The 19363-nt window shown below is 27.7% G+C and carries 16 protein-coding genes; 8 read left to right on the top strand and 8 right to left on the bottom strand.

Annotated features, from left to right (window positions below; all coding sequences use genetic code 11):
* Nucleotides 1–55: 55 nt before the first annotated feature.
* From ACMFBB_RS18370 to ACMFBB_RS18390, 5 genes are all read left to right on the top strand, one after another.
* Nucleotides 56–910, top strand: coding sequence for a PPK2 family polyphosphate kinase (locus ACMFBB_RS18370; protein ID WP_435262188.1), 855 nt, complete (start codon nt 56–58; stop codon nt 908–910).
* Nucleotides 911–947: 37 nt separating this feature from the next.
* Nucleotides 948–1775 carry an exonuclease domain-containing protein gene (locus ACMFBB_RS18375; RefSeq protein ID WP_435262189.1) on the top strand — a complete coding sequence of 276 codons (828 nt, stop codon included), beginning with the start codon at nt 948–950 and terminating at the stop codon, nt 1773–1775.
* Nucleotides 1776–1854: 79 nt separating this feature from the next.
* Entirely contained in the window at nt 1855–2733 is an 879-nt protein-coding gene (locus ACMFBB_RS18380) for a carboxypeptidase-like regulatory domain-containing protein (RefSeq protein ID WP_435262190.1), read from the top strand.
* Between the two features lie 39 nt (nt 2734–2772).
* The gene (locus ACMFBB_RS18385; protein WP_435262191.1) at nt 2773–3258 is read left to right on the top strand and encodes an ABC transporter ATPase; all 486 of its coding nucleotides are present in this window, start codon (nt 2773–2775) and stop codon (nt 3256–3258) included.
* A 37-nt stretch (nt 3259–3295) separates the two neighbouring features.
* Nucleotides 3296–6217 (top strand): glycoside hydrolase family 3 N-terminal domain-containing protein, encoded by a 2922-nt coding sequence (locus ACMFBB_RS18390; RefSeq protein ID WP_435262192.1) that lies wholly within the window; start codon nt 3296–3298, stop codon nt 6215–6217.
* On the opposite strand, the gene ACMFBB_RS18395 is transcribed toward ACMFBB_RS18390, so the two are convergent.
* The 7 genes from ACMFBB_RS18395 to ACMFBB_RS18425 all read right to left on the bottom strand — a co-directional run bounded on the left by ACMFBB_RS18395 (nt 6201) and on the right by ACMFBB_RS18425 (nt 13691).
* Nucleotides 6201–7241 carry a lysophospholipid acyltransferase family protein gene (locus ACMFBB_RS18395; RefSeq protein WP_435262193.1) on the bottom strand — a complete coding sequence of 347 codons (1041 nt, stop codon included), beginning with the start codon at nt 7239–7241 and terminating at the stop codon, nt 6201–6203. The genes ACMFBB_RS18390 and ACMFBB_RS18395 overlap by 17 nt on opposite strands.
* A complete protein-coding gene (locus ACMFBB_RS18400; protein WP_435262194.1) occupies nt 7241–8089 on the bottom strand; it encodes a bile acid:sodium symporter family protein in 849 nt (282 codons plus the stop codon). The genes ACMFBB_RS18395 and ACMFBB_RS18400 overlap by 1 nt, the downstream gene beginning before the upstream one ends.
* 52 nt (nt 8090–8141) lie before the next feature.
* A complete protein-coding gene (locus ACMFBB_RS18405) occupies nt 8142–8783 on the bottom strand; it encodes a DUF4159 domain-containing protein (protein WP_435262195.1) in 642 nt (213 codons plus the stop codon).
* A gap of 472 nt (nt 8784–9255) precedes the next feature.
* Complete coding sequence (locus ACMFBB_RS18410; protein WP_435262196.1) at nt 9256–10326, bottom strand: helix-turn-helix domain-containing protein; 1071 nt, start codon at nt 10324–10326, stop codon at nt 9256–9258.
* A gap of 142 nt (nt 10327–10468) precedes the next feature.
* Entirely contained in the window at nt 10469–11179 is a 711-nt protein-coding gene (locus ACMFBB_RS18415) for a 16S rRNA (uracil(1498)-N(3))-methyltransferase (protein WP_435262197.1), read from the bottom strand.
* Entirely contained in the window at nt 11179–12297 is a 1119-nt protein-coding gene (locus tag ACMFBB_RS18420; protein WP_435262198.1) for a GTP cyclohydrolase, read from the bottom strand. Before ACMFBB_RS18420 ends, ACMFBB_RS18415 begins: the two co-directional genes overlap by 1 nt.
* A gap of 23 nt (nt 12298–12320) precedes the next feature.
* Nucleotides 12321–13691, bottom strand: a complete 1371-nt coding sequence (locus tag ACMFBB_RS18425) for a transporter (protein WP_435262199.1) — start codon at nt 13689–13691, stop codon at nt 12321–12323.
* 144 nt (nt 13692–13835) lie between these two features.
* On the opposite strand from ACMFBB_RS18425, the gene ACMFBB_RS18430 reads away from it, so the two are divergent.
* Together ACMFBB_RS18430 and ACMFBB_RS18435 are read left to right on the top strand one after the other, a co-directional pair.
* A complete protein-coding gene (locus ACMFBB_RS18430; protein WP_435262200.1) occupies nt 13836–14111 on the top strand; it encodes a DUF4834 family protein in 276 nt (91 codons plus the stop codon).
* A 2-nt stretch (nt 14112–14113) separates the two neighbouring features.
* Nucleotides 14114–16522 carry a YfhO family protein gene (locus ACMFBB_RS18435; protein ID WP_435262201.1) on the top strand — a complete coding sequence of 803 codons (2409 nt, stop codon included), beginning with the start codon at nt 14114–14116 and terminating at the stop codon, nt 16520–16522.
* Here the strand turns inward: ACMFBB_RS18435 and ACMFBB_RS18440 are convergent.
* The gene (locus ACMFBB_RS18440; protein ID WP_435262202.1) at nt 16519–18219 is read right to left on the bottom strand and encodes a helix-turn-helix domain-containing protein; all 1701 of its coding nucleotides are present in this window, start codon (nt 18217–18219) and stop codon (nt 16519–16521) included. The genes ACMFBB_RS18435 and ACMFBB_RS18440 overlap by 4 nt on opposite strands.
* Nucleotides 18220–18664: 445 nt before the next feature.
* Between ACMFBB_RS18440 and ACMFBB_RS18445 the strand changes: the two genes are divergently transcribed.
* Nucleotides 18665–19360: a glycosyltransferase gene (locus tag ACMFBB_RS18445; RefSeq protein ID WP_435262203.1), complete on the top strand. Its 696-nt coding sequence runs from the start codon at nt 18665–18667 to the stop codon at nt 19358–19360.
* Nucleotides 19361–19363 lie beyond the last annotated feature (3 nt).

Below are 19363 nucleotides of genomic sequence, written 5' to 3' on the forward strand. Positions count from 1 at the left end.
CAATCATTAACCGAGGTAATTTTAGTACATTTATAGTATAATTACTATTTTTTTTATGAACATAGATCACTATAAGGTTTTCAAACAAATTAAACTAAGTACAATAAGTACAAAAGAAGTAAAAGAAGATGCTAAAAAAGAGCTAAAAAAACTTCGAAAAAAGATTAGTGAATTACAAGATACGATGTATGCCGAGGGTAAATATGGTGTTTTAATATGTTTGCAAGGAATGGATACTTCAGGAAAGGATAGTTTAATAAGAGAAGTTTTTAAAGATGTTAATGCAAGAGGGGTAGAAGTTCATAGTTTTAAGGTGCCTACAGAACTTGAGTTAAAGCATGATTTTTTATGGAGACATTACATAGCTCTCCCCCCTAAAGGAAAAATAGGTGTGTTTAATCGTACTCATTATGAAAATGTATTGGTTACAAGAGTACATCCTGAGTATATATTTTCTGAAAATATACCTAAGGTAACAAAGATTGAAGATTTAGATGATGATTTTTATCATTCAAGAATGGATAGAATAAATCAATTTGAAAAACATCTAGAAGAAAATGGAACAGTTGTTTTAAAGTTCTTTTTAAATTTATCAAAAGATGAACAAAAGAATAGGTTACTACGACGATTAAATATTCCTGAAAAGAACTGGAAGTTTTCAGCAGGAGATTTAAAAGAACGTAAATTATGGGATGTATATCAAGAATGTTATGAAGATGTTTTAAATAAGACATCAACAAATTATGCACCATGGTATGTTATTCCGGCTGATGATAAACCAACAGCAAGATATATTGTAGCAAAAGTTTTACTAGAAGAACTAAAAAAATATAATTTTAAAGAGCCTATCTTATCTCAAAAGGATATAGACCAGATAGATGAGTTTAAGGCACAATTAAATAACGAATAAATAAAGAGCTTTTTTAAGCTTAACATAATAAAGATAAATGGAATTAAATTTAAAAAAACCAATTGTATTTTTCGATTTAGAAACTACAGGAGTAAGTATTGCAACAGATAGAATTGTTGAAATATCAATATTAAAAGTTTATCCTAATGGAAATAAAGAAAGTAAAACCTGGTTGGTCAATCCTGAAATTGAAATACCTGAAGCTTCTACTGCTATACATGGAATTACAAATGAAAAAGTAGTAACTGAACCAACCTTTAAAGAGTTGTCTGAAAAAATTAATGAAATGATTGATGGGTGTGATTTAGCTGGTTTCAATTCTAATCGATTTGATATACCTTTATTAGCTGAAGAGTTAATGAGAGTAGGAATAGATTTTGACATGACTAACAGAAAGGCTATTGATGTTCAGGTTATATTTCATAAAAAAGAACAAAGAACATTAAGTGCTGGATATAAATTTTACTGTGGCAAAGAGTTAGAAGATGCCCATTCAGCCGAAGCTGATACTTTGGCAACTTATGAAATATTGTTAGCTCAGTTAAGTAAATATGATGACATAGGAACTACAGTAGATGAGTTAAGTGAGTTTTCTTCTCATACACAGCGTGCTGATTTTGCTGGTTTTATTTTATTTAATGATGACAAAAAAGAAATCTTCTCTTTTGGTAAATATAAAGGTCGTTTAGTTGAAGAAGTATTGAAAGAAAATCCTGGGTATAATTCATGGATACAAAATGCCGATTTTCCTCTATACACTAAAAAGGTTTTAAGGCAAATAAAAGAAAGAATGACTGCACCTGTTAAAACAATGTCTGATGATGAAAAGTTAAAAGCGTTGCAGGCTAAGTTTAACATGAAGTAGCTGTTAAAATTGTACCAATTAACATACTTTTATTATAATCTATTAAATGATTGTGTTTTTTTATGAAAAAAACTTAATCATGAAAAAAGTAATTGTCTTTTTAGCTGTATGTTCTAAGTTGAATGCACAAAAAATTCAATTAACAGGTAAAATTTTAAATAAGGAGAATAAAGAGATTGTAGCGTATGCGAACATTAGTTTTTTAGATAGCAGTAATGGGGTTTCTTCAAACAAAGAAGGGAGATTTTTTTTAGAAATAGAAAAGAAGTTAATGAATAAAAAAGTTCATATTTCTTGCTTAAATTTCAAAGACACCATTGTTTTTGAAAGAGATTTACAAAATAAAATATTATTTTTAAAACCTGAAAATTATGTTCTAAACGAAATTGTAATTTCAAAAAAGAGGAATGAAAAGATTATTTTAGATAAAGTAAAAAGAAGAGTAATTCCAATGTATTCAGGAGGCTCTGTTAAAATGATAGCAAAGTATTTTCCTAATTATCATCAGTTAGGTTACTATTTTCAAAATATTAAAATTCACTTTTCTAGAAGAGGCTTTAAAAAATCAAAGTTTAGAATTCGAATATTTTCAGTTGATTCTATTAATGGAAAACCAAAAAGAGATTTACTTTTAAAAAGCATACCAATATCTATTAAAAAAAAGCAAAAAGAGATTGTTATTAATCTTGAAAATTCTATGTTAGAAGTACCTAAAAATGGTTTTTTTGTGGCTTTTGAAAAATTATTTATTCCTGAAAATGAATTTTTTTATGAGAAAGGAAGATTGAAAAAAAGTCAAAAAAGTTATAGCCCAGTAATAGGCTTAACTAAAACAAAAGAGTTGTCTTTAGAAGACTGTAAAATTTTTTTATTTAATAAAGGAAAGTGGTGGTTGTCACCAAAAATGGATAAAAATGATAAATGGGTTCCGGCAATTTCAGTAACTTTATCAAATTAAATAAATGCTTAAATTTTTAAAAAAAATAATACCTAATAAATGTTTACAGAATATAAAAATTTACCCGATACTTCAAGAGTTTGGATATATCAAGCAAATAGAGAGTTCACTCAAGAAGAAATAGAATTGATAAGTGCTAAAGCTATACTGTTTATTGATAGTTGGACGCGTCATGGAGATGATTTAAAAGGGTCTTTTACCATAAAATATAGTCAGTTTTTTATTTTAGCTGTTGATGAAGGCTTTAACAGTGTATCTGGATGTTCTATAGATTCCTCCGTACGTTTTATTCAAGAAATTGAAAAAGAGTTAAATGTAGATTTAATGGATAAAATGAATGTTTCTTTTAAGGATGGTGAGAATATTAACATAGTTAAGTTACCTGATTTTAAAAAGTTTGTTGACGATAAAAGAATAACATCAAATACTATAGTATTCAATAACATGATAAATACCAAAGAAGATTTTGAAACAAAATGGGAAGTACCTGCAAATGAAAGTTGGCATAAACGATTTTTGGTATAACTATTGATTTTAATTGAAGAGTATTTATAGTTGAAGTATGAAGAGAAAATTAGTATTATTTGTTATTGTAATTTTTACAAACATAGTAAATGGACAGCAGTTAGATCCATTAGAATCAAAAAATAAAGAAGCACAAGTCATTTGGGTAGATAGTATTTTAAAATCTATGTCTATTGATGAAAAAATAGGACAACTATTTATGATTCAGGCATATTCAAATAGAAATGACGAGCATGAAAAGTACATTAAAAATATGATTACAAAATATCATGTTGGTAATTTGATTTTTATGCAAGGAACTCCCGAAAAACAAGTGTTGCTAAATAACAAATATCAGGCTACAGCTAAAGTACCTCTACTAATAGGTTTTGATGGCGAATGGGGATTAGATATGCGCTTAAAAAACGCGTATCGTTTTCCTTGGAACATGACATTAGGAGCAATCACAGATAATAAATTGTTAGAAGAAACTGGTAAAAGAATAGGAGAACACTGTAAAAGGGTCGGGATTCATATAAATTTTGCACCTGTTGTAGATATAAATACAAATCCAAATAACCCTATTATAGGAAACCGTTCATTTGGAGAAAGTAAAGAAATTGTAACTGAAAAGGCAATTGCATTTACTAAAGGAATGCAAAGTGTAGGTGTATTAGCAAATGCAAAACATTTTCCAGGACATGGTGATACAGATACTGATTCACACAAAACGCTCCCAACTGTAAATTTCACTGAGCAACGATTAGATTCTGTAGAGTTATATCCCTACAAAAAAATGTTTAAAGCAGGGGTTTCTAGTGTTATGGTTGCTCATTTAAGCATGCCTCAATTGGAGCAAAATATTGAATTACCATCTTCTTTGTCAAAAACAATAGTAACGGATTTATTACAAACTAAATTAGGATTTAAAGGATTAGTTATTACCGATGGATTAAACATGAAAGGAGCAGCTAATTATAATACCCCTGCTTCAATAAATCTTGCCACTTTTTTAGCTGGGAATGACTTGCTGTTAATTCCTCAAGATATTCCAGGTACAATAACCTTATTTAAAAATGCTATTTTAAAGAAAGAGCTTACAGAAGAAAGAATTAATTATTCAGTAAGTAAGATTTTGAAGGCAAAATTTTTAGCTGGATTAGCTGATTATAAGCCTATATCTATAGATAGCTTAAAACAAGATTTACATAGACCCAAAGATGATGTTTTACACAGAAAATTAATTAAAAAAGCAATTACTGTTGTAAAAAATGACATTGAAAATTTGCCAATAAAGAATCTTGATACTAAAAAAATAGCGTACGTCTCTTTAGGTAGCGACAAAGGAAATTATTTTTTTAAAATGCTTAAAAACTATGCTAAAGTTGATCAAGTTTTCGATAAGAATTTAAGTGTTTTAAATAAAAAATTGAAAAAATATACAACAGTAATAGTAGGGTTTCATAAATCTAATAAGCATCCATGGAAAGGGTATAAATTTACAAATAAGGAATTGGTATGGTTACAAGAAATATCTCGTAATAATAATGTGATATTAACTGTTTTTGCAAGTCCTTACAGTCTATTAAAAATAAAATCATTTACAAATATTAAATCGGTTGTGGTTTCTTATCAGAATAGTAAATTATCTCAAGAATTAACTGCCCAAGCTTTGTTTGGAGCTTTTAAAATTCAAGGTAAACTTCCAGTAAGTATTCATGATATTTTTAAGGTAGGCAAAGGAATTGAAGTAGATAAGTTAAATGTTTTAGAGTATACTATTCCTGAAGAAGTAGGTATTTCTTCTGATAAATTAAGAATTATAGATAAAAGAATAGATACTATTTTAAAGAAAAGAATGGCTCCTGGAGGCCAAGTTTTAATAGCTCGAAATGGAAAAGTTTTTTACCATAAAAGCTTTGGTTACCATACACTTTCTAAAAAGAGAAAAGTAAAGAAGACGGATATATATGATTTAGCATCGTTAACAAAAATATTAGCTTCGTTACCTATGATAATGAAGGCTGAGGAAGAGAAGAAACTTAGTCTTTTTTCTAGCTTAGGAGATGTGTTGCCTAGGTACTCTAAGTCTAATAAGGATACATTATTGCTAAAAGAAATATTGTCTCACTACGGAAGGTTACGTTCTTGGATACCTTTTTATTTAGAAACAAAAGATTCAATTACAGGTAAAAATTCATTGCAATTTTACAGAAAAAGTAAATCTAAACAGTTTACTATAAAAGTTGCAAAGAACTTGTATTTAGCAAAAAGTTATAGGGATACGATTTATAAAAATATTGTGGATGCTGAACAAAGAGAAAGGCCTGGTTATAAGTATAGTGACTTGGGGTACTATATATTTAAAGAAATTATTGAAAAAAAATACAAAAGACCATTAAATAAATTAGTAAACGAAATGTTTTATAGTTCTTTAGGAGCCTATAGAATGACCTATTTACCACTTAAAAAGTTTAAAAAGAGTCAGATTGTTCCTACAGAAAAAGATTCTTATTATAGAAATCAATTAGTACATGGTTATGTTCATGATATGGGAGCGGCTATGTTAGGTGGTGTGGGTGGTCATGCTGGTTTGTTTGCTAATGCAAATGATGTTGCTAAAATAATGCAAATGTATCTTCAAAAAGGAAGTTATGGTGGTAAGAAATATTTTGAAGAAGAAACAATTGATAAGTTTAATAAAAGGTATTATGCCCATAAAAAAGTAAGAAGAGGTTTAGGTTTCGACAAACCACAAATAAGACCTCAAGAGAAACCAACTTGTGGGTGTGTTTCTGATAAAAGTTTTGGTCATAGCGGCTTTACAGGAACATATACTTGGGCAGACCCTGAAAGCGGAATCTTGTATGTGTTTTTATCTAATAGAATATATCCTACAATGCGTAATAGAGGACTAGTAAAAAGTAATATGCGAACTAAAATACAACAAGATATACAAAATGCTATTCTGCAGGAGTAGGGGATAGTTTGGTGTATACCAGAACAATTAAAAAACTAGTAATTAAATAGATTATAGCGATTTTTCTATTGAATAGATAGTTAATAATTAAGCTTTGAAGTATATAAAAAACTGGGAATAATACGATATTAAAACCAAAACGAAATGTGTCAAAAAATTCAATTTCATCTATCTTTTTAGAGGCTATTTTCCATAATGTATATGGAATAACACTGTTCAATATAATTAAGAAAAATAGTGGTTTAAAATAATTAAATGTGTTTTTTGAATTAGTTATTGTAGTATTCAAATCTAATTTATTTACTTCTTGAATTTCTGTAAAATCAATGTTAGCGTTGTTTAACTTAGTAAGTTTTTCTTTGTAGTTATTATCATCAGTAATATGAACTGTCAGTTGTTTAAGTTGTTCAAGCACTTCTTTTTTTAAGGTTTTTGTTACCTCAAATCTATTTTTATTATCAATGTAGGAATTCACTTTAATAGCTTTACCAAAGTTTAAAGCAACTTTTGAAGGGTATTTTGAAGAGTTTTGATAAGTAATACCTATTGGTATTATGTATAGTTTTGTTTTTGGATTTCTATCAAGTGTTTGAAATATAATTCTAGTAAACCCTTTACTTAATGGCCTAATAAATCTTTTCCGATTATGGCTCCCTTCAGGAAAAATAAGGAGTGTTTTGTTTTTAGCTAATAGTTCCTCACATTTATTGAAAATAGCTTCGTTTTTTGATAATTCCTTAATACCATCTCTAATTCTATATACTGGCATCATTCCTAATAAATCAAAAAAATAGGCAATGATAGGTTTTTTAAATACAGCTGCTCTTACTAGAAAATGAGTTTTACGCTTGATGTGAGTTGCTATTAAGATAGGGTCTATTAAACCATTTGGATGATTAGCTGTAAATAAAACAGCACCATCTTTAGGTATGTTTTCATTACCATTTATTTTTATTCTTTTTGAATAAAAAAATAACCCAGTTTTGATAAAAAACTTAAAAATATAATATAAAATAATTCGCATTAGGTTTTCATTTTTCTTCCCCAATAGGTGGCTAATAGCATGCCAGAAAAAATATCCCAAACACCCCAAAAAGCAGCAAGTAAAGCCATACCTCCCAATCCATCAAAAAAGCTAAAGATAAGTAACAATCCTAAACCACCGTTTTGAATACCTGTTTCTATTGAAATTGTTTTAGAGTCTTTATCTGTTAAGTTAAATAACTTAGCTGTTGAGTATCCTATGAGATAAGCAAAGATATTATGAAAGATTACTAAGAATAAAACTAAATGTATATGATTTTTAAAAATAGTTGCATTATCATATAATGCAATTACTATTAGTAAAAGAAAAAAAGAAACAGAAAATGGTTTTAAAAAAACATTGATTTTTTTTGCCATTTTTTTATGATAATGATTAACAATCATCCCTAGAAAAAGTGGAATACCTAAAATGAGTAAAACAAGTTTTGTTAATTGATAAGGGTTAAGATTTACTGTCTTTAAGATAGCTTTAGTAGGTGGATACAAACTGCCCCATAAATTTAAGTTAATAGGAGTAAAAATAATACAAACCAAAGTTGCAAAAGCGGTCAGACTAATAGATAAAGCAGTGTTTCCTTTAGCCATTTTACTAAAAAAATTAGACACATTACCTCCAGGGCAAGCTGCTATTAATATCATTCCTAAAGCGAAACTTGGATGAGGTTTGATACTAATAACTAGTAAAAATGTAAAAAAAGGTAATAAAATAAACTGTGATAGTATTCCAACTAAAACAATCTTAGGGTTTTTAAAAAGTTTTTTAAAATCGTTTATTGAGATATCTAATGATACTCCAAACATAATTATAGCTAATGCTATATTTAGCATCCAGAGAGCATCCGTGTTAAAATTAATCCGAATTGAATCTATCTGAAAAAGTTTAATGTTTAAAAGCATACTCTATTATATTAGCACCCATTTTTAAAGCTTTCTCCCTTGTTTTTTCTGGATTGTTATGAACTTGTGGGTCTTCCCAACCATCATTTAAATCACTTTCATAGTCATAAAATAAAACCAATCTACCCTTATGAAAAATTCCAAAGCCTTGTGGTTGTTTTTTGTCATGTTCATGAATTTTAGGCAGTCCTTTAGGAAATGAAAAAGTTTGATTATAAATAGGGTGGTTCACAGGTATTTCTTGTAGTTCACTTGTTGGGAAAACCTTTTTTAATTCTCTTCTGATATATTTATCTAAGCCATAATTATCTGAAATATGTAAAAAACCTCCAGATTTAAGATAGTTTCTCAATGATTCAGAATCGTCTTCATTAAAATATATATTACCATGCCCTGTAATGAAAATTATGGGATAATTAAATAAAGCATTGTCATTTAAAGATACAGTTTGTGGTTCTTTTTCGATTGATGTTTTTGTTTGACTATTTGTAAAATTAATTAGGTTAGTTAAAGCAGTTGGGTTCGCATACCAGTCTCCTCCACCTTGATACTTTAAAACCGCTATCTGTTGTGCGTTAACAATAAATAAATAAAAGAATAGATATATAAATATGAGGTTTTTCACTACTTGTATTTTTAGAGTACAATATAATAAAAACATAATTAAAAAACACCAGTTGTATCAACTGGTGTTTTCTTTTTCCCCTTAAGAAATTTAATGTATTTTAAAAATAAAATTCAAATAATTTCAATACAATATTAGTTGTTTCTTTTCTAAACTGAGTTCGAAAACGTCCAGAATGGGTGTTTTCGAACTAGTTTTTTCTTTAATTTATACTTAGTAGCTATTAAAATTAAAAACACCAACTAAATAATAGTTGGTGTTTTTGTTTATAACTTTTCTTTCTCATCGTTGATTGCTAATGCTCAACAATATCTTTTAGAAATTATATTTAATAATAAAAAACCCCTTCATGATTTATATATTTTTAAATTCTTATTTCTTTCATACTCAAACTTAGTGAATATCTGTGTATATCGAGTTCGAAAACGTCCAGAATAAGTGTTTTCGAACCAATTGAGCAATGTAAACTATCTTAAATTGTTAATAAAGCATTATTACGATAAGTAAACGGAGTTAAACCAGTGTGTTTTTTAAAAACAGTAAAAAAAGTTGATTTTGAATTAAAACCAGATTCTAAGCCTATTGATGCAATTGTATAATTTTGATAGTCGGAATTAATTAATAAGTCTTTTGCTTGTTCAATTCTCATTTCATTTAAATAATCAATAAAGCTTTTATTGGCTATTGTATTAATAATAAGAGATAATGTACTGGGACTAAAATCAAAGTCCTCCGAAAGGTTCTGTAACGTATATTTTGTAAGTAAAAATTTTTTTTCAGCTCTGATAAAGCTATCTATTTTAAAAAAGTATTCTTTATACTTTTCTAATTGTTCATTAGATATTGTTGAATCAGTTGAATTTAAATTAACTGCCTGTTTTGTTTCTGAAATTATTGGATATGTCAACAAAACCTCCCTTAAATGTTGTCTTTCCTTTAAAACTCTAACTTGTCTAAGTCCTTGGTAACCTAGCCAGTATATTAATACTGTTGTATATATTCGTAAAGGGTAGTATGAAAACATAAACCCCTTGAAATTCATACTAACTTTAATTATCAAAGCAGAAATCCATAGGATATATCCAACTGATGAAAGTTTGAAAAAAGTGTTTATCCATTTTAAATTATCGTATAATAGAACTTTTGGGAATAACTTTTCTCTTTTGTAAAGTATATAGAAAGAATAGATAAAAAGACTAATAGATATTGAGAAACTAATTATTTCTTCAATAGAGGTATAGCGCTCATAAATAAAATCTTGATGTTCATTTGAATTAACAGTACTGTAATATAAAACAAAACTGACTTGAGCTACTATCGAAGAAATAAAAAGGGGTATAACTAATTTAAGTAAATTGTATGTTTTAGAGGTTATTTTTAAATAATTAATTAAAAACATATACAAAAAAGGCATTGCTAAAAAATGCCAAGGTATTTGAATATAATCTAATGCAAATTTGTGCTGAAGTAATTTATTTTCTAATGCCCAAGATTGAATGTTATTTAGAGAAATAGATAGGATAAGTAAGTTTAAGTATAACATACTTTTATCCTTGCCGTTTTTTGAACAAAACAGTATTAAGCTAAATGCAAACCCATGCAACGCGCTAAAAAGTAAGAACAAATTAAAGAAATCTGATGTGCTCAATGTTGGTTTATTATTGAGTTAAATATACAAAAAAGAATTATTGATGTAAAAAACTAATTTGTTGAACAGCTGCTAAACCTGCAGTTTCTGTTCTTAATCTTGTGTTACCTAGTGTTATAGGTGAGAATTTTTGTGCTAAAGATTTTTTGATTTCTTCTGTTGAAAAATCCCCTTCAGGGCCAATTAATACTGTATAGGAAGTAGCTAATTTTATAGATTTTTTTAAAGTATCCTTATCGCCGTCGTTTTCACAATGAGCTATAAATAATTGACTCGAAAATTTCTTATGAATAAATTCAGAAAACTTAATAGGCTCATTTAGCTTTGGTAATTTATACTGTAAAGATTGTTTCATAGCTGATTGAATTATTTTGGTTAATCTTTCAGTTTTTACAACTTTTCTTTCTGAATTTTTACAAATAATAGGAGTGATTTCATCAATACCAATTTCTGTAGCTTTTTCAAGAAACCACTCTAATCGATCATTATTTTTTGTTGGTGCAATGGCAACATGTAAATAGTAGTTCCTAGCGCATGTTTTTTCTTCTTTATTAATAATGGAGGCAATACATTTTTTATCATTAGCAATTATTATTTCAACTGTAAATAGATAGTTGTTTCCATTTGTTATGTAAAGTTTGTCTCCTTCTTTTTTACGTAAAACACGAATTATATGTCTGCTTTCATCTTTGTTAAAAGTGAATTGCTTAGTGCTCTCAGAAATATGTTTATTATAAAATAACTGCATTATAAATTAATTCTATAGGTTCTTCTTCTTTTATGAGTTTTCGGATTAAAATCTTTCCAGATTTTATGAATAGCTTCGTTTTCTTCTAATTCAGGAGTTCGTATGCAGTTTTTGATATTTCTTTCAGAGAAAGTATCACAATACTGACTAAATAATATAGCGGTAACACCTTTATTTTGATAGTCAGGGTGAACGCCAATTAAGTAAAAAGTAACATCCTTAGATTTTTTCCTAGCTCTAAGTAGGTGAAAAATTCCAAAAGGTAAAAGTTTACCTTTTGCTTTTTGAAGTGCTTCTGAAAAAGAGGGCATTACTATAGCAAAAGCTACTAGTTTTTGATTGTTATCAACTACAAATTTTATGTATTCAGGGTTAATAAAACTGATGTATTTTTTTTTGAAATATGCTATTTGCTCATCTGAGATTGGTACGTAAGTTGGAAGTTTGGAGTATGTTTTTCCAAATAAGTCAAACATTTCATCTACATACGGCATAATTTTTTTTGTAGCGTTGAAATTAAGTTGCTTTAAATTATAACGTTTTTGAATTAAGTTACTAATTCTCTTGTATTTTTTGGCATCAACATTTTTAAAAAGAAATTTGTTTTCTAAATATTCTTTTTCTTTTGTAAAACCTAGCTTTTCTAAATGATCTTTATAATAGGCATGATTGTACCAAGTAATCATTGTACCAATGTGATTAAACCCTTCTATTAAAACACCCGTTTTGTCAAGGTTGTTAAATCCTATTGGACCTTCAATATATTCAAGATTATTTTTATGTCCAATTTCTTTTATTTTGTTTAATAAAGCTTTACTAACGTTTATGTCATCAATAACATCATACCAGCCAAAGCGCATTTTTTTTATCCCTTGTTTATTTATTTCATAAGTATTGATAATGGCAACAACTCGTCCAACTATTTTATTGTTTTTTAAAGCAATGAAAAATTGAGCATTGGCATGCTCAAAAACTGGATTTTTAGTTTTATCAAAATTGGCTATTTCATCACTTATGATTGGAGGTACCCAATAAGGATTATTTTTATAAAGTGAAAAAGGAAATTTAACAAACTGTTTCATTTCCTTTTTTGTGTTTATTTCTTTAATGGTAATCATATAAAGTGTATGATTTCTGTTTTTTAATTATCACCGTTGTCTTTCTTTTTCTCTTTTTCTTCTTCTTTTTTTATTTCTTCTTCTAGTTTCTTTATTTCTCTTTCAAGCTTTAAGCGTTCTTTTGCCTTCCGCTCAGCTTCTTTTATTTTTTCTTTTTCAAGCTTTAAACGTTCTTTCTCTTTACGTTTAATTTCTTTCTCTTTTTCTTTTTCTTGACGCCTTCTTTCTTTTTCTGCCTTTCTAGCAGCTTTTTTTGCAGCTCTCTTTTCAGCTTTACTAGCTTTCTTTTTATCTTTTTTATCTTCTTTAGAAATAACATCTATTAACGATTTCTCTCTTTTTCTTCTAGGCTTTTCTATTCTAATTGAAGAGTTGTCTTTATTAGGAGAGATGTCTAAATCAACTTTTTGCTCTCTTTTTTTATCTTTTTTAAATATCTTTTTTATTTTGCTAAATAATCTTCCAAAGAAACCTCTGTTTTCATCGTATTTGATAGGTTCGTCTTCTTCAATTTTATTTCCAAATTCATCAATCTCAGTGAATGTATCAGAATGTCTATCTAATCTATAAGAAACGCCAATAGTTGAAGTAATTCCTATTTCCTTTCTTTCAAAATTAGCTCTTATAGAAGCATTAATTTGAAGATTTTTATCAAATAAATATGCTGCACCTCCTCCAATACTACTTTTGTTTTCATATTTTTCAAAAACTCCTTGAATTTCAGCAAAACCTGACCAATAATCATTGAAATTATAAGTTCCAGTAACAATATATGAGTATTCAGTAAAGTCAGTACCAATATTATCATAAAATAAATTAGTAACTACATTTAGCTTATTTGAAAATTCATTTTGAAGTAATAAGCCAACTCTTGGGCTCATTCCCCCTTTTTCGTGATAGTCATTTAAAAAATTACCAAAACTAAGTCCAGCATAAACGCCAACGTGAGGAATCCATCGTTTATAGTCAAAGGAATGTCTAGCTTTCCAGCTTCTAATTTCTTTTGTTTTATCATCATATTTCGGAGCATATACTAAGTACTTGGCACCAATGGTAAATTTGCTTAAACCTGTTTTGTAATATGAGGATTCAAAAATATTTTTAAATGCTATTTGATCGTTAGAAAGTGATGTGTTTATATTAAGTTCAAGCTTTTCACTAATGAAACTTGTTCTAAAAAATAAATTTAAACCTACAGATTGAGGGTTGCTAAATGTTGCTGTTATTGGAATTTTTCTGTAAAAAAGACTTGATTCAAGTTGATAAACCCCAGAACCTACACTGTACGGGCTTTCTGATAACCCAGGTCTATTTGAATTTATAACAGTAGTGTACTGTGCTTCAACAAAGGTGGTCGTACAAAAAACAAAAAACAAAAAAAGCCTTTTAATCATGTTATAAAAATCAAATTTAAGGAGTAATACAAACATACAGTAAAAATATGAATTACTCTATATTATAAGTTTTGTAAACTCTTAACGCTACCTTTTGTTTCAAATTGTTATTTTTGAATAATTTTTTTGAATATTTTTATTTGTATGACAATACATCAAGCTGGACCTATGACTCTTTTACGAACTATTTTAATTATTCTTTTAGTTTATTATGCTCTTAAATTTTTAGCAAAACTATTTGGTCCTTACTTATTAAAGAAGGCTGTTGATAAGGTTCAGAAAAAAGCGCAACAGCAGTATAACGAAAAGCAAAGTTCTACTGTTAAAGAAGGTGAAACAATAATAGATAAAAAACCTAATAACTCTAAAGAAAGCAACAACTCAGTAGGTGAGTATGTTGATTTTGAAGAAATTGATTAATTATGAATTTTAAAAAGTTTTTGCCTTACATCATAGCGATTATGGTTTTTACAATAGCGTCATTGATGTATTTTAGCCCTGTTTTAAGTGGAAAACAAATTAAACAGAGTGATATTACTCAGTTTAAAGGAATGTCAAAACAGGTTGTTGATTATAGAGCTGAGAATGGAGAAGAACCTTATTGGTTAGGAAATGCTTTTAGTGGAATGCCTGCTTTTCAGGTAAGTGCATATTATCCAAATGATTTTGTACGTTATCTAGATAAAGGGATACGTTTTTTACCGAGGCCTGCTGATTATTTGTTTTTATATTTTTTAGGATTTTTTTTATTGTTAAATGCTTTAAAGGTTGATTGGAAGCTGGCAATTTTAGGTAGTTTGTCCTTTGGGTTTTCAACGTACTTAATTATTATTTTTGGAGCTGGTCATAATGCCAAGGCACACGCCATAGGATATATGCCCATAGTAATTGCTGGAGCACTATATTTGTTTCAAAACAGACTTTTACTTGGTTTTGTTGTTACTTCTTTAGCGATGGCTTTAGAAATATATGCAAATCATCCGCAAATGACATATTATTTAGGTTTTTGTGTACTTATTTTAGTTATTGTGGAAGGAGTTGAAGCAATAAAAATTAAAAATTACACTGGTTTTATTAAGCAAGTATCAGTTTTATTAGTTGCAGTAATTATAGGTGTTGCAGTGAATGCCACACGATTGTTGTCAATGAAGCAATATGCTGATTTTAGTACTAGAGGAAAATCTGAATTAACAATAAATCCAGACGGTACACCTAAAGAAAAATCGACAGGGCTCGACAAAGAATATATAACTGAATATAGTTATGGGATTGCGGAAACTTTTAACTTAATAATGCCTCGTTTTATGGGCGGAGGAACTTTTGAAAAGTTAGGAGAAGACTCTAATTTTTATCAAACTTTAGAAAGTAATGCTGGTAAAAGTGTAGCAAAAGAATATTCAAATCAAGTATTAACGTATTGGGGAAAACAACCCATAGTAGAGGCACCAGCTTATATTGGTGTTATTCTTTTCTTTTTATTTTTTCTTGGTGTGTTTTTAGTGAAAAACCGTTTAAAGTATTGGTTAGTTTCTGCTACAATTTTCTCAATATTAATGAGTTGGGGTAAAAATTTTGAAGGGATAACTAACTTTTTTATTGATTATGTTCCTCTTTATAATAAATTTAGAGCAGTTTCTTCTATTCAAGTTATAGCTGAATTATGTGTGCCCTTATTAGGAATAATAGCTTTGAAAGAATTTTTCTCGTCTAAAGTATCTAGTGAAGAGAAAAAAGAAGCTCTTAAAAAAGCGTTGTATATCATTGGTGGGTTATTGTTGGTTTTTACTGTTTTTGGTTCAAGTTTATTTGCCTTTGAAGGTATTAGAGATGCTCAATATCAACAATTACCAGAATTAATAGACGCATTAATTGCTGATAGAAAATCAATGTTATTCATGGATGGTGTTCGTTCGCTTGTGTTGGTATTATTATCTGCTGGTTTATTGTGGTTTTTACTAAAAAATAAGTTAAAACAAACACCTGTTGTAATAGGATTAGGTATTTTAATTCTTTTTGATTTAATATCAGTAGATATAAATTACGTAAATAAAGAAGATTTTACCACTAAGAGAAAAGTGATTAAACCATTTGTTGCTAGTAAAGCAAATAGTGAGATTTTAGAAGATAAAAGTTATTACCGTGTAGCTAATTTTGCTACTAATCCTATGATGGATGGAAAAACATCTTATTTCCATAATTCAATAGGTGGGTATCATGCAGCAAAAATGAAACGTTATCAAGAGTTATTTGACTACCAAATAGCAAAAAATAATATGGAGGTGTTAAACATGTTAAACACAAAGTATTTTATTTTAGGAGAAGATAAGTTTCAAGAAAACCCTGACACTAATGGGAACGTATGGTTTGTTGATAGAGTTAAATTAGTGAACTCAGCTAATGAGGAAATAAAGGCTTTAGATAGTTTAAAAACAAAAGAAGTAGCGGTATTGAGAAAATCGAATTTAGGGAGTTCTAAAATTAACTTTTTGCAAGAAAAAGATTCAACTGCTTCAATTACATTAATTAAAAATACAATTACTGAGTTGGTATATCAAGCTACAACAAAAACAGAGCAATTTGCCGTGTTTTCTGAAATATATTATAAAGATGGTTGGGACGCATATATTGATGGGAAGTTAGTTCCTCATTTTAGGGTGAATTACGTTTTAAGAGGGATGATAATTCCAAAAGGAAATCATACTATCGAGTTTAAATTTAAACCTAAAGTTATAAAAACTGGAAACGTTATTGCTTTAATGTCATACGCATTATTACTATTGGTGCCAATAGGTTGGGGGGTATTCAATAAAAACAAAAAACAAAAGATTTAATTCTCGAGTTTTTTTAAAAAAGAAGAGGGCGTTAATCCTGTTTGTTTTTTAAAAGCTCTGGAGAAAGCAGATGCGTTAGTGTAACCTATTTCTTCGCCAAGGGCTTGTATTGAATATTTTTTATACTTAACATCCGTTTTTAATTTATTAATTATGTAATTAATCCTTTTTTTAGTGTAAAATTGTTTAAAAGATTCTTTATAATGTTTGTTAAAAACGAAAGAAACATACGTGGAGTTTGTGTTGATTTCTTCAGTAATTGATGAAACTGAAAAATCTGATTTTAAGAAAATATTTGAGCTATTGATTTTTTTTATTTCAGAGAGAATTTGATTTTCAAGTTCAATATCAATATTATATTCTTTTTTAATTGGTTGTTTCTCTTTAGTATTGTTGTTGAGTTTATTAATAACAGATAGCTTTTTTTTCTTTTCTATTTTCAATTTTATAAATCCAAGTAAAATAAGTGACAAGACTATAATAGAAAAAACAACAATTAAATAGTTTTGTTTTTTATTACTTTGTTTTTTTATCTGTTCATTAAGCTTGATTACTTTATTAAAATCATTTTCATATAATGATTGAAATGTCTTTTCTTTATTCTTTTTAGCTAATTCATATTGTTCCATGGTTAGCTTAGAATATTTAAAAGCACTATCTAATTTTTTTAAATTATTATATTGGTTAGATAAGATATCATAAACAGCAATTAAAGTACTGCGCTTGCAAGTTTCATTTTTATTGTTTAATAGTTTATTTGAATAAAAAATTGTTGAGTCAGCATTTTTTAAATTGTAATAGCAGACTGCTTTTTGAAAATAACCATAATGATTATAGTTATATCCATTATGGATATTTTTATAATTATCTATTAATTTTAAAGCATTATAATATTCTTTTTTAGCTATTAAAACTTTTGTCTTTTTTAAGTTATATATAATTTTTGAATTTTTGTGAGGAGGATTAAATTTTTTAGCAACATTATATCCTTTTTTGTAGTAAAAAGAAGCAGAGTCTGCATAATGTAAATTTTTATTTTTTTTACTTAAAGATAAAAATACATTACCAATAGAATTCAAAATGTTTGATTTGAATTTTAATGAATGATAGGTTCCTATTTTGTCTTTAGTATAAAACTTATCAACAAGCGGTAATGTTGGTTTTAATATTTCAAGGGCTTCATTATATAACCCTAATTCAGATTTAATAATTGCTAAATGATTTTTATGAGACAGTTTATTGATATGATAATAACTATCTTTTAACACTAAACTATTTAAAATTTTTTCTTGTTCAATTAAATATTTGTATGCAATATTGTATTCTCCCATCTTTTTCTTTAGCCAAAATAAACGAACATATATCGAGATTTTAATTGATTTAAAACAGAAACCTTCATCGTCTTTGATTTTAAGAAGTACATCTTTACAAATTTGTTCAGTTTTTTTATAATCTCTATTAAGATACGCAAGTTTTGCCTCGTATGTATAAGCTTGATATAGATTACATTTATTATTTAAGCTTTTTAACTTGTTTATATAAAATTTTAAACTATCCTGATTTCTGTTTATAAACAAAAGACATTTTTTATTGTATAGACTTACAGAATCAGAGCCACTATAGTTAAGATTATTTTTAGTTTGAGAAAAAGAAAAGATAGTTAAACTGAATAAAATAAAAAATATAGATTTACTCATAAAACATAACTTGTAAAGGTTAAAGGTTTTTTGCTTTTTATAAAAACAGAGATTTAGAAGCAAATATAGAACAATTTGGAGTGTGCTTTTTATAAAAAAGGGAATATGTTTTTTTTTTGAATTAAAAATGATTGATATGTTTGCTGTATAAATGTTCGCGCATATAGGGAAGATTGAAAGAAAAAGTGGAGCTATGTTTTAATTAAGAAATCAAAATGTTTATTAACGTTTTGATTTTTTTTAATTAAAGTGTTAATTGGTTTTTTAGTAAAACTAAAATAGTGATACATTTGCTTAAAAATAGATAAATGTATAATCAACTTCTAATTTTAGTATATAAATATACGGTTAAAAATCTTTTTACTTCAAATCTAGTTTCAGGATTAAGGATTTTAGATACTAATATCTTTCAACAACAAAATTATACTTTTTATACAGCTTAGGAATGAGAATTGGAATGTTGCTAAATGGGAGTTACCCTGCAGATATAAGAGTTCGAAAAGAAGCAGAAACTTTAGCTAAAAATCATGATATTTTTGTTTTATGTAAAAAAACTTTTGAAGAGAAAAGTTTTGAAATTGTAAATGGAGTTCATGTTGTTAGGAAAATAGAATATAAAAGCTTAGCACATGAAGGAATTATAGATGTGTTAACGGCCATAAATTTTATTCATCCCTATTTTAAAAAGGAAACAGCAAGTTTTATAGAAGAAAATAATATTGAGGCTTTACACGTACATGATTTGCCTCTTGCAAAAACAGCATTAAAATTCATTGAAAAGTACAATTTAAAATCAGTGTTAGATTTACATGAAAATTATCCTGCAGCATTGATTACCTGGTTTGCTTGGCGAAGGAATCCTATAATTAGATTAAAAAACAAGTTGTTATTTGGGTATAAAAGATGGAGTAATTTTGAAAAAAAGATTATAAAAAAATACGGTGTCTTGATAGCTGTTGTTGATGAAATGAAGCAGAGATTAATTAACCAGTATGGAGTAGATGAAAATAGAGTTGTTGTTGTTCCTAATACGGAAAAAAAAGAATTTGCTCAAAATTTTGATATAAAGACTACAAATTATTTTACAGGATTAGAGGATAAATTTATTATCTCTTATGTAGGAGGGTTCGGCACCTCATAGAGG

The sequence above is a fragment of the Tenacibaculum sp. nBUS_03 genome, assembly GCF_051201695.1.
Lineage (GTDB): Bacteria > Bacteroidota > Bacteroidia > Flavobacteriales > Flavobacteriaceae > Polaribacter.